The organism is Agromyces sp. Soil535 (assembly GCF_001428255.1).
GTDB lineage: Bacteria > Actinomycetota > Actinomycetes > Actinomycetales > Microbacteriaceae > Agromyces.
Genome location: NZ_LMRW01000026.1, coordinates 133,965 through 148,636, shown reverse-complemented (window position 1 = coordinate 148,636; position 14,672 = coordinate 133,965). Strand labels below are relative to the sequence as shown.

Below are 14,672 nucleotides of genomic sequence, written 5' to 3'. Positions count from 1 at the left end.
CGGAAGTACCCCGGAAATCCGGACCTGAGCGAGTGTTTGCACGATGGGTGAATCGGGGTTACCGTAGCGTGCGACACGCAAACGTTTCGATGTCGTGTCGAGACATCCGTGCCGTGCCGGCGACCGGGCGGCGCGACCGAGGAAGGACGATGGTGACCGATCCCACCCAGCCGAGCGGCATGCTCGGCGACCTGACCCGCGCCCGACGGGCCCGCACCGCCCGCGCGTCGAGCTTCGACCAGACGGGGCGCAATCGCGACAACTGGATCATCATGCCGGGCGAGGAACGGACGCTCGCCGACATCGAGGGTCCGGGCTTCATCACCCACATCTGGATGACGCAGTCCTGCCGCGTGCAGCCCGGACCGGGACAAATCGACCCGGAAGTGGTGGGTGTGCCGATGCTCGAGATCCACAATGCCCTCGGCGTGAGCTGGGAGGTCGTCGACCCCGACTACTACCGCAAGGTCGTGCTCAAGATGTACTGGGACGACCAGGACACCCCGAGTGTCATCGCGCCGCTCGGCGACTTCTTCGGGCTCATGAACTCGCTGTCGGGCAGCTACGAGGCGCTGCCGCTGTCGGTCTCGGCGAAGGAGGCCGAGGTGCACACGTTCGGCGGCAGTGCCGCCTTCAACAGCTACTTCCGGATGCCATTCGGCACACGCGCTCGCATCACGGTGGAGAACCAGAACGACATCCCGTATCTCCAGTACTTCTACATCGACTACGAGCTCGTGGCGGAGCCGCTGCCGGAGGACACCGTGTACTTCCACGCCCACTGGCGCCGTGCGCTGCCGAATGCCGGCTGGGGGCCAGACCTGCAGTCCAACAGCATCGAGACGACGGTCGCCAACCTCGACGGCGCCGACAACTACGTCGTCCTCGAGACCGAGGGTCGCGGGCACTACGTGGGCTGCACGCTCGCGGTGCGTCACTTCCAGGGCTCGTGGTGGGGAGAGGGCGACGACATGATCTTCATCGACGACGACACCTGGCCGCCGAGCCTGCACGGCACCGGCATGGAGGACTACTTCGGACATGCCTGGGGCATGCAGCACAACGCCTACCTCTTCAACGGCACCATCGTGCATGAGGAGGACGTGCCCGGGTTCCATCACAGCTACCGCTTCCACCTGGCCGACCCGATCCGGTTCGAGAAGCGCATCAGGGTGACCTTCGAGCACGGCCACGGCAACCACCTCTCCGACGAGTGGTCGTCGACGGCGTACTGGTACCAGACGCTGCCCTCTCCCGAGCTCACGATCCCCGACGTCGAGCAGCGGCTGCCACTGCGCCCGCTCGACCGCGTGATCGAGGTGCCGTTGCCCGCGCTCACAAAGGAGCAACGAGCGGCACGGGATGCGGCGGCCGAACGCATGCGCACGTTCACCGAGCGCCGCGACCGGATGCGCGCCGAGCGTCGCACGCAGATCGACGAGTGGGAGCGCGGCAATGCCGAGATCGCCCGCGACATCCGTGCCCGCTTCGACGCGACGGAGGCATGACCATGCGACCGTCGTTCCACTTCACGGCAGAGCGCGGCTGGATCAACGACCCGCACGGCATCACCGCGCGCGACGGCGAGTACCACGTCTTCTTCCAGTACGTGCCCGAGCGCACGACGTGGGCGCCGAACTGCCACTGGGGTCACGCGACCGGAGCCGACCTCTTCTCGCTCACCGAGCTGCCGGTCGCCATCGCACCCGGCGAGGGCGACGACGGCATCTGGACGGGCTCGCTGGTGGCCGACAACGGTCGCGCGCGCATCTTCTACACGGCGACGACGCAGCCCGACATCGGCATCGGCCGGGTCCGCGTGGCCACGCCCGACGACGAGGGCTGGATCGCCTGGTCCAAGGGTGCGGTCGTCGCCGAGGCGCCCGCCGAACTGGACATCATCGCCTATCGCGATCCGTTCGTGGTGAAGGAGCCCGACGGCTGGCGGATGTTCCTCGGCGCCGGGCTCGCCGACGGCACCGCCACCGCCCTGTCGTACGTATCGACCGATCTCGAGCGGTGGGCGTACGAGGGGATCGCGCTGCAGCGGTCCACGAACGAGTCCGACCCGGTATGGATGGGTGCCCTCTGGGAGTGCCCGCAGATCATCGAGGTCGACGGTCGGCACGTCATGGTCTCCTCCGTGTGGGACGACGACGTGCTGCACTACGCCGGCTACGCGATCGGGCGGTACGCGGGCGGTGTCTTCACCGCGGAGTCCTGGGGCCGGCTCACCTACGGGTCGAGCTACTACGCCCCGTCCTTCTTCCGCGACGCCCAGGGCCGGCCGTGCCTCAGCTTCTGGATGCGCGGGATCGCCGACGTCGAGGCCGGATGGGCGAGTGCGCACAGCGTTCCGCATGTGCTCACGCTCGACGGCGACAGGCTCGTCGCCACGCCTCACCCCGACCTCGACGCCTACCGCGGGAGGGTCGTCGACGACGCGCGGCTCCCCGGGCTCGCGGGTGATCTCAGGTGGTCGCCCGCCGACCGCGACGAGCTGCGGATCTCCTCCGGCGACGAGCTCGCCGCGACGCTCCGCGTCGCTGACGGTGAACTCGTGGTGAAGGTCGGCGGCGACGAGTGGTCGATGCCGGCCTCCGGCGACATCCGAGTGCTGCTCGACGGACCCGTGCTCGAGGTGTCGGTGCCGACCGGCGTGCTCGGAGCCGCGATCGCTCCGGCGGGGGATCGCCTCACCGCGACGAGCGTCGAGGGGGGCCTCGAGGCATATGAGCTCGCTCGCTGATCACCGTCGCGCGACGGCCGACGAGTCGGCGGATGCCGCCGGCTCCCCCCGCGAGGTCGACGTGCTCGTCATCGGGGAATCGCTCGTCGACATCGTGCACCGCGACGGCGGTGTCGTCGAACGACCGGGCGGGAGTCCCGCCAACGTCGCGCTCGGGCTCGGCCGGCTCGGCGTGGACGTCGCACTGCTGACCGAGCTCGGTCGAGACGCGCACGGCGATCGGGTCGCCGCGCACCTCGTGGGGTCGGGGGTCCGGCTGCTCCCCGAGTCGTTCTCGACCAGGCCGACGTCGACGGCCTCCGCATCCATCGGACCCGACGGTTCCGCGACCTATCTGTTCGACCTGCACTGGCGACCAACGGCGATCCCGCCTCGGTTGCGCCCGCGGATCGTGCACGCCGGATCCGTCGCCCTCTTCCTCGAGCCCGGCGCCGATGCCGTTCGCGACGCGATCGAGGCAGCCGCTCGCGAGCGCGCACTCGTCTCCCTCGACCCCAACGTGCGGCCCGCACTGCTCCCGCCGCGGGCCGCCGCCGTTGCCCGCTTCGAGGAGCTCGTGCGGTTCGCCGACGTCGTGAAGCTCAGCGATGAGGATGCCGCGTGGCTGTACCCCGACGAGCCGGCGTCCGACGTGCTCGACAGGCTGCTCGACCACGGCGTGCGCCTCGCCGTCGTGACGCGCGGCGGCGAGGGTGCCGTGCTCGCCACCCGGGCGCACCGCGTCGCCGTGCCCACCCGTCCCGTGGACGTGCGCGACACGATCGGTGCGGGCGACTCGTTCACCGCGGCGCTCCTCGCTGGGCTCCTGCCCGAGGGGGCGATCCCGGCCGATGCCGAGGCGGTGCGCCGGCTGGGCAGGCGCGCGGCACAGGCCGCCGCGATCACCGTCGGGCGCGTGGGAGCCGACCTGCCGACGGCCGCCGAACTCGACGGAGCACTGCGGGCGCACATCGTCAGCACGTGCACGACCGCGTGCATGGGCACCGTCGCGTACTGAGCGTGTCGCACCACCGTGCGAGCATGGATGCATGCCCGCCGATCGATCCTCCCGCGCGGGCGGCGGAGGCGCGGCGGGCGACTGGCGACGCGCGTTGGCGCCGTTCACGCCCGGTGCCGGCTCCGATACATCCGACGAGCGGGTCGAGACACGAGCGGATGCCGCGCCGCAGCGTCCGCTCGCCCTGCAGTTCGAGCTCCGTCGCCGCGTGCCGCGCCGCCCAGGTGAGTGGCAGGGTCCGCGCGACGAACCGGCCCGTCGCGCGGCATCCGTCGACCGGCTCGCAGTGCGACCGGTCACCAGCGGCGCTCGTGGCGGGTGGGTCAAGGGCGGGCTCACCTGGCAGAACATCGCCTACCAGGCGAGCGCGGGCGGGTTCGACGCCGCGCAGTCGCGCTGGTTCGGGCAGTTCGCGCTGCTGAAGGGCAGCTCACCGGGCGTCTATCAGGCGTACGGCTCGGAGTGGATCACCCTCGACGAGTTCGAGAGCCCCCTGCTGTGGGCGCTGCTCGCCGAGGCCGGACGGCTCGGCATCGCGCTCGTCGGGTCGACGGCCGCTCGCGACGTGGTCGTGTGCGACGCGGCATCCGTCGTGCTCGATGCCACGCTCGCCCCGAGCGGCGCCCTCGCGCTCGCGCCCGTGCTGGCCTTCGGCGAGGTCGGCGGCGGCATCGGCGGCGACGCGCGACCGGCCGACCACGTGCGCCCGATCGCGTCCCACGGCCTCTATCGCTTCGATTTCGACGCCGGCGCGATCGAGCTCGCGCCCCTCGCCGCGCCGCTCCGACCCGCCGAGCGCGCCGCCCTCGAGCAGCCGCGCACGGTGCACGTGCCCGCCGCCGACGTGCCAGAGTTCCTGCGCGGCCACTTCCACGGCCTCGCCCGGTCGATCACCGTCACGAGCCGCGACGGCAGCTTCGAGCCGCAGCCCGCGCCACTCGCCACCCTCGTGCTCGAGGCGCGGTTCGAGCCGCACGACGTGCTGCGCCTCGCCTGGCTCTGGGAGTACGCCGACGGGCGGACGAGCCCCGTCGAGGCATCCGCGGCCGATGCCGCCGTCGGTGACCCCGAGCTCGACGACGACCTGCTCGCGCGCGTCATGGACGAGCTCGGCTGGGTGCCGTTCGAGGCGGTCATCCTGCGCGGCATCGACGCGGCCGAGTTCACGGCCGAGCGGATGCCGCGGCTCGAGCACCTCACCGAGCACGGCCGGCTGCGCATCGACGTCACCGGCGAGCGTCCCGACTACCGCGAGATCGCCGAGCCGCCGCAGGTGAGGGTCACGACGGTGGAGTCGCCGCGCACCGACTGGTTCGACCTCGGCGTCGTCGTCACCGTCGGCGGCAAGTCGGTGCCGTTCATGCCGCTCTTCAGGGCGCTCGCGAAGCGCCAGAAGCGCCTCCTGCTCGTCGACAAGACGTACCTCTCGTTGAACCAGCCGATCTTCGAGCCGTTGCGCGACCTCATCGAGGAGGCGGGCACGCTCGCCGAATGGGAGACCGGCCTTCGCATCCACCGCAGCCAGTCGAGCCTCTGGTCCGACTTCGAGGATCTCGCGGATGCCTCCGAGCCCGCGCTCGCCTGGCGCGCCACGGTCGCCGGGCTCGAGCGGGGCGAGGTCGAGGAGCTGCCGCCGCCCGCTGGGCTCGCCGTGCCGCTGCGTCCGTACCAGCTCGCGGGGTTCCGGTGGCTCGCGTTCCTGCACGCCCACCGGCTCGGCGGGATCCTCGCCGACGACATGGGACTCGGCAAGACGGCACAGGCGCTCGCGTTGATCGCGCATGCGCGCGAGCTGCCGGTCGAGGCCCTCGAAACCCGATCTCGAGACGCGGACGGCTCCGCCGGCCGCTCCTCGACCAGCGGCCCCTCCTCGACCAGCACCGGGCCGTTCCTCGTGGTCGCGCCCACGTCGGTCGCCTCGAACTGGGTGAGCGAGGCCGCGCGGTTCACCCCGGGCCTGCGCGTGGCGACGGTCACGGCGACGGAGGCCCGCCGCCCCGGCCGCATTGCGGATGCCGCGGCCGGCGCCGACCTCGTCGTCACCACGTACGCCGTCCTCCGCCTCGAGGCCGCGGCGTTCGCGGCACTCGAGTGGGGCGGGCTCGTGCTCGACGAGGCCCAGTTCGTGAAGAACGCGGCCACGAAGGTGCATCAGGCGGCCCGTGGCATCCGTGCGCCGTTCCGGCTCGCCGTCACGGGCACCCCCGTCGAGAACGACCTCTCCGAGCTGTGGGCACTGCTCGGCATCGTCGCACCCGGCTTGTTCCCGTCGCGGCGGGCGTTCGACGAACGCTACCGCCGTCCGATCGAGGACGACCGCAACACCGACCGGCTCGACCGCCTGCGCCGGCGCATCCGCCCGCTGATGCTGCGCCGCACCAAGGAGCTCGTCGCGCCCGAGCTGCCGCCGAAGCAGGAGCAGGTGCTGCAGGTCGAGCTGCATCCGCGGCACCGGCGCCTCTACGACACCGTGCTGCAGCGTGAGCGGCAGAAGCTGCTCGGCTTGCTCGACGACCTCGACCGCCAGCGCTTCATCGTGTACCGGTCGTTGACCCTACTGCGGATGCTCGCACTCGATGCGACGCTCATCGACGAGGAGCGCTACGCAGGCATCGCGTCGGCGAAGCTCGACGCGCTGTTCGAGCAACTCGACGACGTGCTGGCCGAGGGGCATCGCGCGCTCGTGTTCAGCCAGTTCACGTCGTTCCTCGGGCGGGCGGCGGCCAGGCTGGATGCCGCGGGCGTGCCCTACGCGTACCTCGATGGGTCGACACCGGTTCGCCGCCGCGACGAGGAGATCGCGAGGTTCCGGGGCGGCGAGGCATCCGTGTTCCTCATCAGCCTGAAGGCCGGCGGATTCGGCCTCAACCTGACCGAGGCCGACTACGTGTTCCTGCTCGATCCGTGGTGGAACCCGGCGAGCGAGGCGCAGGCCGTCGACCGCGCGCACCGGATCGGCCAGGCGAAGCGGGTGATGGTCTACCGGCTCGTCGCGTCCGGGACCATCGAGGAGAAGGTCATGGCGCTGAAGGCGAAGAAGGGCGAGCTGGTCGCGTCGATCCTCGATGCCGGAGCGGATGCAACGGGGTTGGATGCCGCTGAGTCGGATGCGGGCCCGGATGCCACGAGACCCGCCGGTGCCGACCTGCGCGCCGCCGAGGTGCTCACCTCCGACGACCTGCGTGAGCTGCTCGAGGGCTGAGTCAACAAACACCGCTCATCGCCGTGTCGGATCGTGCGGGAATGAGTTGATCTTCGACGATTGCGGTGCCGGAGTGCCGGAGTGGCGGAGTGGCGGAGTGCCGGAGTGCCGGAGTGGCGGAGTGGCGGAGTGGCGGAGTGGCGGAGTGCCGGAGTGCCGGAGTGGCGGAGTGCCGGAGTGCCGGAGTGCCGGAGTGCCGGAGTGCCGGAGTGCCGGAGTGGCGGAGTGGCGGAGTGGCGGAGTGGCGGAGTGGCGGAGTGGCGGAGTGGCGGAGTGGCGGAGTGGCGGAGTGCCGGAGTGCCGGAGCATCGCGAGCTGGAGACAGACTTGCGGGCTCCGGCTCCGGCCCCCGCCCGGCCGCCCGGGCTGCGTGCGTCAGGCCCGAGCTCGGCGCGCCCGTTCGGACCAGGCCTGGGCCGTGGCATCCATGAGCGGCTCCCACGGAGTGGGTTCGATCCCGAAGGTCGTCGTCGTGTCGGACGCGTCGACCACGAAGGGGCGCTCGAACTGGTACAGCACGCCGGTGACCTCACGCAGGAGCGGAATCGCGACCCCGCCGGCGGCGAGGACCCAGCGTGGCACCTGACGCAATCGCGGCGCACCGGTGCCGACACGCTCGCCGAGTTGACGCAGCACCTCGCGGACGCTCACGGGCGGGTTCGACGGCACGAGCCACGGGCTGCCCCAAGCGCGATCGTCCTCGCCCGCGACCTCGAGCGTGCGCGCGATGTCGTCGATGGCCGTCCACGAGTGCGGCTGGTCGGGATCGCCGAACACCGAGGTCGGCCGGCCCGCGAGGGTCGCCTGGGCGTACATCGGGAGCAGGCCGCTGGACGTCGGCGCGGTCGGTCCGATGTAGTCGGAGGCGCGCACCTCGGTCGCCCGCACCCGACCGGCTTGGTGCGCCGCGAGGGCGTCCTGCCACATCCGTGCTCGCAGTACGCCCTTGTGGTCGGATGGCGCGAGGGGCAGCTCGCGGGTCATCGGGACGTCGACGGGCCCGTACCCGTAGAGGTTGCCGAGGGTCACGAGGACCGCGCCCGACGTCTCCGCTGCGAACAGGATGGCGGCGGCGAGCGGCGGCCACGCCCGCTCCCACGTCGAATACGTGCCGGGATTCGCGCAGTTGTAGAGCACGGAGGCGCCATCGGCGGCGCGAGCGAGGGCCTCGCCATCCGTGGCGTCGATCGCGAGCCGCTCGATCGACGGATGCTCGGGACCGCGGCCCGATCGTGTCACCGTGCGCACGGCGTGGCCCGCGTCGGCGAGCCTGCCGGCGAGCGCCGTGCCGATTGGGCCCGCACCGACGATGACGTGGAGGTTCGGACTCATGCGATCAGTCTCCTCATGCCAGGTGGCCGTGCGGTGAACGGTCGTCGGGTCCGGCGCTCCGCATCCACCGCTCAGCGCGCCCAGCGGTCGCGGCGGCGCGAGCGCGGCTCGTCGAGGCCGATGTGCACGCGGGTGCGCTTGCGCTCCCACACGATGCATGCCGCGCCGAGCGCCCAGAGCGGCACCTGCGTGAGGAAGGCGATGCGGAACGCGTCGAGGCTGTAGGTGTCGGGCGTGCCGGCACCCTGCGCGTCCATCGCGATGCCGATGAAGAGGATCGCGAGCAGCGCCGCGAGGAAGCCGCCGACGTTCACGATGCCGGTGGCGGTGCTGAGCCGGTGGCTCGGATTGAACGTGCGGGCGTGGTCGAAGCCGATCATCGATGCGGGGCCGCCGGTGCTCAGGGCGAACGCGAGCACGAACAGGAGCCAGAGCGGCGCCTGCCCGGGCCACGCGATGACCACGAGCCACACGAACGCCTGGATGCCGATCACGGGCAGCACGAGCATGCGCGAGCGGCGCATCGGATGCCGGCTGGAGAGCGCGCCGATCACCGGCCCCGCGACCATGCCGAACACCACGTAGACGGTGAAGATGAGCGACGCCATCGCGGGGGTGAGCCCCTCGCCGACCGTGAGGAACGGGAAGCCCCACAGCAGGATGAAGGCGGTGCCCGAGAACGGCGTCGTGAAGTGCGACCAGAACGCGAGCCGCGTCGCCGGGTGCGCCCACGATTCGCGGAAGCCCTCCCGCAGGTCGGCGGCTGACGTCACGGCGTGGATCGCACCGGTCGCCGTGTCGACCGAGACATCCGCGTCCCGATCGGGCGGGTGATTCCGGATCACCGCGAACGTGAGCACCGTGAACAGCACGCCGAGGCCCGCGAGGCTGCCGAACGCGACGCTCCACTTCGTGGCGTGCAGGATCGCGGCCATCGGCAGGATCGCGAGGAGCTGCCCCGTCTGGCCCACGATGCCCGTGAGCTGCACGAGGAACGGCGCCTGCCGCTCGGGGAACCACACCGCCACCACGCGCAGCACGCTCGGGAAGATCGCCGCATCGCCGGCGCCCACGAGCATGCGCGCGAAGATCGCAGTGCCGACGTCGGGCGCGAACGCCATCACGAGCTGCCCGATCGCCATGAGGAACATGCCGACCGTGATGATGGGCCGCGCACCGAAGCGGTCGAGCAGCAGGCCCACCGGGATCTGCATCGCGCCGTACACGGCGAGCTGTACTACCGCGAAGAGCGACAGCACCGCGGCATCCGCGTCGAACCGCACCGCCGCATCCACGCCGACCGCCGAGAGCGACGTGCGGTTGGTGACCGACACGACATAGGCGGCGACGCCGACACCCCACACCAGCCACAGGCGCCAGGGGCGCACGGGCGGCAGGGCAGTCGTCACGGGACCTTCACGGGGGTTCGGGTGTCGGCGGCATCCGGTGCGAGCCGCCGCCGTTCCAGCCTAGCGAGGCGGCTCAGCGCTCAGAAGCCGAGAGCTCAGGATGCCGGGCGGGGAATCCCGGCCGCACGCCGACGGCGGCGAGCACGTCGACGAGCGTGGACGGGTCGCCCACGTTGCCGGGCACGACGACGTAGAGCTTCTGCTCGTGCTCGGGCGTCTCGATGCGCCACGCGGACACGCCGGGCAGCACCTGCCCCAGCACGGTCGCGGTGCGTGCGCCGAGGCCGACGCGCGCGATCTCGGCCGACGTGATGCCGCCCTTCGAGACCACCACGTCGACGGCGCCGCGAAGGCGCCCGGTCGCGGTCGTGAGGGCGGTCATCACGCGCTCGCCGTGGTCGAGCGTGTTGTGGGCACCGTCGCGATGTCGGTCGGAGGCTACGATCGAGAGTCCGTGCGCTGCGGCCGCCACCTCTGCAGCAGCCGCGACCCGCTCTCCCTCGGCGAACGGGTCGTGGAGCGCCCGGCCGGTGTCGACGACGCACGCCTCGCCGAACGCGCGCTCGACCAGCTCCAACTGGCGGGTCGCCCCGATCGTGTGCGAGCCGCACACGAGCAGCGTCGGCGACGGCTCGGTGCTCAGGGGCGTCGGCAGCAGGCCGGTGCTCGCGACGCCGGCGAGCTCGGCCGCGAGCGGCGACGCCGAGCGCACGACGACGCGGACGCCGGACTCCCAGGCGACGAGCACCGCGGCGGCGATCGCACGGATGTCGTCGTCGTGCTCGGCGTCGGGCACGACGACCGTGCCGGGAGCCGCATCCGCGAGCGCCGTCTGCAACGCGGTCGGCGTCGAGCGGATGTCGCGGAGCGGCACATGCACGGCCGCGCGCTCGCTCTTCTCCGAGACGTACTCGGTGAGCACCGCCGTACCGAACGGGAACACCGGGTCGTCGGCGTACTCGCTCTCGTGGGCGGGGATCACGCGGTCGCCGATCCGCACATAATGCGTGCCGTCGACGGTCGTGCGCCCTCCACCGGGGAACGCGGGCACGAACAGGATCACGGCGTCGTCGCCGGCGAAGACCGACGTCTCGGGGAACACGTGGCCCCGCAGGGTCGAGTCGCCGCGGAGCACGACGTGCACGGCTTCGCCGAGGGCGGCGGCTGCGGCATCCCGCTCGTCGCGGATCCGCTCGAGCAACGCCACGGCGTCGGCTTCGTACATCGCCCGCGTGTTCGTGAGCAGGTAGACGCTGTCCGCGCGGCGGAGGGTCTCGGTGAGCGTGGCCGTGTCCCACTCGAGCAGCACCTCGACGCCCGTGACCGACTGCGTGCCGGTGGGATCGTCGTCGAGCACGATGAGCTTCATCGAAGTTCCTCCAACGCCTGTATGGTGACGGATGCCGCGGCTCAGCCGAGCCGGCCCGTCTTGATGGGTGCGGTCTCGCGGGTGATGAACGCCGCAGTCGTGGAGATGATGCCGAGCGTCATGAGGATCAGGGCCGGGCCGACCCAGCCGATCCATCCGTACGCCGCGGTCGCCGCGAAGGGCAGGAGACCGGCGACGATCGAGGCGCCGTTGTAGCCGAGCGAGATGCCCGATGTGCGCACGTTGCGATCGAACTGCTCGGAGAACCAGGACGGCTCGACGGCGAAGATCGGGTCATGGCTGAACAGGAGGCTGATCGCCACGGCCACGATCACCATGACCACCGCGCCCGTGTTGATGAGCAGGAACATCGGGAAGGCGAACAGGATCGTGAACACCGAGCCGATGAGGAACACGCGCTTGCGGCCGATGCGGTCGCTCAGGGCGCCATAGAGCAGGTGGCTCACGAGGCCGAACGCCGAGCCGATGATCGTGCCGTACAGCACGTACTGGGTTTCGGTGATGCCCGCGAGCACGACGTAGGAGAGCACGAAGCTCGTAGTGACGTAGTATCCGCCGGTCTCCGCGAGGCGCAGGGCGATGATGCGCAGGACGGAGCGCCAGTCGCGCTTCAGCACCTCTGCGGCGGGGCGCTTGCGGATCTCACCGGCCGCCTTCATCTTCTCGAAGTCGGGGGACTCGGTGATGCCGAGGCGGATCCAGAGTCCGATCGCGACCATGACGACGGAGAGCAGGAACGGCACGCGCCAGACCCAGTCGCCCTCGAAGATCGCGGCCGAGAGGAGGAAGGTGCCGTTGGCGAGCAGCAGCCCGGCCGGGATGCCCACCTGCGGGATGCTGCCGAAGAAGCCGCGCCGGGCGGCGGGCGCGTGCTCGACCGCCATGAGCACCGCGCCACCCCATTCGGCGCCGTAGCCGATGCCCTGCACGGCGCGGAGCACGATCAGCAGGATCGGAGCGAGGATGCCCACCGTGGCATACGTCGGGAGCACGCCGATGAGGAACGTCGCGACGCCCATGATCGAGAGCGCGGCGATGAGGACGGTCTTGCGGCCCAGCCGGTCGCCGTAGTGGCCGGCGAGGTACCCGCCGAGCGGTCGGAACAGGAAGCCGATGGCGAGGGTGGCGAACGACGCCAGGATGCCGATGAACGCGGTGTCGGCGGCGAAGAACGCGGTGCCGAAATATGCTGCCGCGGCGGTGCCGTAGATGAAGAAGTCGTAGCTCTCCACCGCAGTACCGATCATCGATGCGATCGAGACCTTGATCGGATTGTCGCGCTTCACCGTGATCTCGGTCGGGCGCTCGGCCGTGCTGGTCATGTGTGTTCCTCCTTGAACGGATGCTGCAGGGTCGGGTGTTGCGGAGTTGTGGTGCTGCGGGGTTGTGGTTCTGCGGCGTCAGTGGGTCAGCGCGGGCGCGTGCGTGTAGGTCTCGATCACGCGGGAGTCGTCTCGCGTGCCGAGTCCCGCGTCGGCGGCGGCGAGGTAGCGGGCGCGAGCGGCGTCGAGCACTGGCGTCTGCGCGCCGGCGTCGCGGGCGGCGTCGGCGACGAGTCCGGAGTCCTTGACGAAGATGTTGATCTGGCTCGTGACCTCGACGTCGGTGTCGCCGAGCATTCGAGGGCCGCGGTCGGAGAGCATCCAGGATGCCGCGGCGCCCGACTCCACGAGGGGGAGCACCTGTGCGGGCTCCAGGCCGAGCGACTCGGCCAGGGCGAGCGCCTCGGCGGCGGCGACGATGTGCACGGCGCAGAGGTGCTGGTTCACCACCTTGATGGCCTGGCCGTCGCCGACGGCGTCGCCGACGACCTTGACGGCGCCGAGCGGCGAGAGCACCGTCGCGGCGCGTGCCCTGTCGGCGGCCTCGCCGGAGAGGAAGATCGTGAGCTCGCCGGTGCGCGCGCGGGCGACGCCGCCGGTCACGGGGGCGTCGACGACACGGCCACCCGCCTGCTGCAGCCGTCCGCCGTGTTCGATGACCGCGGCGGGGCCGACGGTGCTCATGATCACCCAGGTCTGCCCTGCGACCGAACCGTGCTCGAGGGCCGTGGTGACGAGCTCGGCGAGCTGGTCGGGTGTGGCCACCATCACGATGACGACCTCGGCGGCCGCAACGTCGGCGATCGACGCGACCGCGCGGATGCCGGCGGCAGCGGCTCGCTCGTGTGCGGCGGGGAAGGGATCGACACCGGTGACGTCGGAGCCGGCCTCGACCAGGCGGACCGCCATCGGAAGGCCGATGGCTCCGATGCCGACGAAGGCGATGTGATCGGTCGCGATGTGATCGGTCATGGCGTCGAAGCTCCTTTGGTTCAGCATTGGTTCTACCAATCGCGTGCGTCGATCATAGGCACACCGCCGAACGCATGTCAAGAATTGGTTCAACCAATATGCCGCGGGTCTGGAAACGGCATCCCGAAGGCCCCGTGGACACGGGTGGTGCACGTCGGGTGCGAGTCAGCGCACGGGTTCGACGCGGAGCTGCAGCCAGTACTCGAAGTGCTCGCGCATGGCCGCGCGCGCGGCATCCGGATCGCGCTTCTCGAGCGCCGCCACGACGTCGTAATGCACGCGGTCGGTGCGGCGCATGCCGTCTTCGTCGATCGGCTCGACGCGCACCGCCTGCAGGCGCCGATAGCGGATGGTCTCCCGCAGCACGTGGCTGAATCCCTCGTGCATGAGACGGAAGATCGGGTTGGCGACGATGCCGTTGAGACGGGAATGGAACCGCACGTCCGCCTCGAACGCGGCCTCGTGATCGTCGGCTTTCGTGGCCGCGATCATTTCGTCGACATCGGCGCGCAGCTCCTCGACCTGCTCGTCCGTCACGACGCGAGCGGCCTCCTCGGCGATCGACTCCTCGAGTAGCACGCGAGCGTCGGCGAACTGCTGGTCGTTCAGGTAGCCGAGTTGCCGGGCGATCGTGAAGTAACTGCGCACGAAGTCATCGCCCGGGGTGTCGATGTAGGTGCCGCGTCCTTGGGTCCTTCGCAGGAATCCGAGCAGTTCGAGCACCGACAGCTGCTCGCGCAGCGCCCCACGGCTCATCTTCAGCGCCTCGCCGAGCTCGCGCTCGGGTGGCAGCCGCCGCGCAGTGGTGCCGGGCTCGGGCGTCGCGAGACGCAGGAGCTCGCCGACGATCGTCTCGAGCGATGCCGTCGCCATGCCGCCTCCGTGTCGTCTCCGTGTCGTCGTGGTGTGGTCTTGGTGTGATCTTCGTGCGGTCCTGGTGTCGTGGAAAGGTCGAACCATTCCTGCGTCCATGCTAACGGGGCGCCGGTGCAGGTGGCGCGGGTGGTGTCAGTCCATGCGGGCGAAGAGTTCCTCACGCTCAGCGCGGGTGAGGCCGGTGCGGGGGTCCACCACGAATGGATCGTCAGCGGAATCGATCCGGTGCTGGGTTCGATCAAGTGCCCGGTCGAGCTCCTCGCGATTGGCCTCGACATAGGCGCCGATCGCGGATGCGACGACATCCTTCTTGAACCGCTGCTGAAGGCGCGCGGTATCTGCGATCAGTCGATCGGTCTCGATATCGACGCGAACCAGTCGTGTGGCCTTGGCTGCCATGACATCGACGGTATCGATGCGTGC

General features: G+C 70.8%; 11 protein-coding genes. 4 read left to right on the top strand and 7 right to left on the bottom strand.

The features are described 5' to 3' along the window. The first annotated feature begins 149 nt into the window (after positions 1–149). Genes ASG80_RS19200 through ASG80_RS19185 form a run of 4 tightly spaced genes read left to right on the top strand, consistent with a single transcriptional unit; the run spans position 150 to position 6,948 of the window. Complete coding sequence (locus tag ASG80_RS19200; RefSeq protein ID WP_056733725.1) at positions 150–1,508, top strand: glycoside hydrolase family 172 protein; 1,359 nt, start codon at positions 150–152, stop codon at positions 1,506–1,508. Next, positions 1,505–2,749: a glycoside hydrolase family 32 protein gene (locus ASG80_RS19195; RefSeq protein ID WP_200952628.1), complete on the top strand. Its 1,245-nt coding sequence runs from the start codon at positions 1,505–1,507 to the stop codon at positions 2,747–2,749. The genes ASG80_RS19200 and ASG80_RS19195 overlap by 4 nt, the downstream gene beginning before the upstream one ends. After that, positions 2,733–3,746 carry a carbohydrate kinase gene (locus ASG80_RS19190; protein WP_056733722.1) on the top strand — a complete coding sequence of 338 codons (1,014 nt, stop codon included), beginning with the start codon at positions 2,733–2,735 and terminating at the stop codon, positions 3,744–3,746. The genes ASG80_RS19195 and ASG80_RS19190 overlap by 17 nt, the downstream gene beginning before the upstream one ends. Positions 3,747–3,777: 31 nt before the next feature. Next, positions 3,778–6,948, top strand: a complete 3,171-nt coding sequence (locus ASG80_RS19185; protein WP_056733720.1) for a DEAD/DEAH box helicase — start codon at positions 3,778–3,780, stop codon at positions 6,946–6,948. Between the two features lie 375 nt (positions 6,949–7,323). On the opposite strand, the gene ASG80_RS19180 is transcribed toward ASG80_RS19185, so the two are convergent. From ASG80_RS19180 to ASG80_RS19150, 7 genes are all read right to left on the bottom strand, one after another. After that, entirely contained in the window at positions 7,324–8,280 is a 957-nt protein-coding gene (locus ASG80_RS19180; protein ID WP_056733718.1) for an NAD-dependent epimerase/dehydratase family protein, read from the bottom strand. Between the two features lie 71 nt (positions 8,281–8,351). Beyond that, the gene (locus ASG80_RS19175; RefSeq protein WP_056733715.1) at positions 8,352–9,689 is read right to left on the bottom strand and encodes a nitrate/nitrite transporter; all 1,338 of its coding nucleotides are present in this window, start codon (positions 9,687–9,689) and stop codon (positions 8,352–8,354) included. Between the two features lie 73 nt (positions 9,690–9,762). Next, positions 9,763–11,058, bottom strand: coding sequence for a four-carbon acid sugar kinase family protein (locus tag ASG80_RS19170; RefSeq protein WP_056733713.1), 1,296 nt, complete (start codon positions 11,056–11,058; stop codon positions 9,763–9,765). Between the two features lie 41 nt (positions 11,059–11,099). Continuing rightward, on the bottom strand, positions 11,100–12,401 hold the full coding sequence (locus ASG80_RS19165; protein ID WP_056733711.1) for an MFS transporter: 1,302 nt from the start codon (positions 12,399–12,401) through the stop codon (positions 11,100–11,102). 78 nt (positions 12,402–12,479) lie between these two features. Then, complete coding sequence (locus ASG80_RS19160) at positions 12,480–13,373, bottom strand: NAD(P)-dependent oxidoreductase (RefSeq protein ID WP_056733709.1); 894 nt, start codon at positions 13,371–13,373, stop codon at positions 12,480–12,482. Positions 13,374–13,538: 165 nt separating this feature from the next. After that, positions 13,539–14,246, bottom strand: a complete 708-nt coding sequence (locus ASG80_RS19155) for a FadR/GntR family transcriptional regulator (protein ID WP_056733707.1) — start codon at positions 14,244–14,246, stop codon at positions 13,539–13,541. Between the two features lie 135 nt (positions 14,247–14,381). Beyond that, positions 14,382–14,648 (bottom strand): hypothetical protein, encoded by a 267-nt coding sequence (locus tag ASG80_RS19150; protein WP_056733704.1) that lies wholly within the window; start codon positions 14,646–14,648, stop codon positions 14,382–14,384. Positions 14,649–14,672 lie beyond the last annotated feature (24 nt).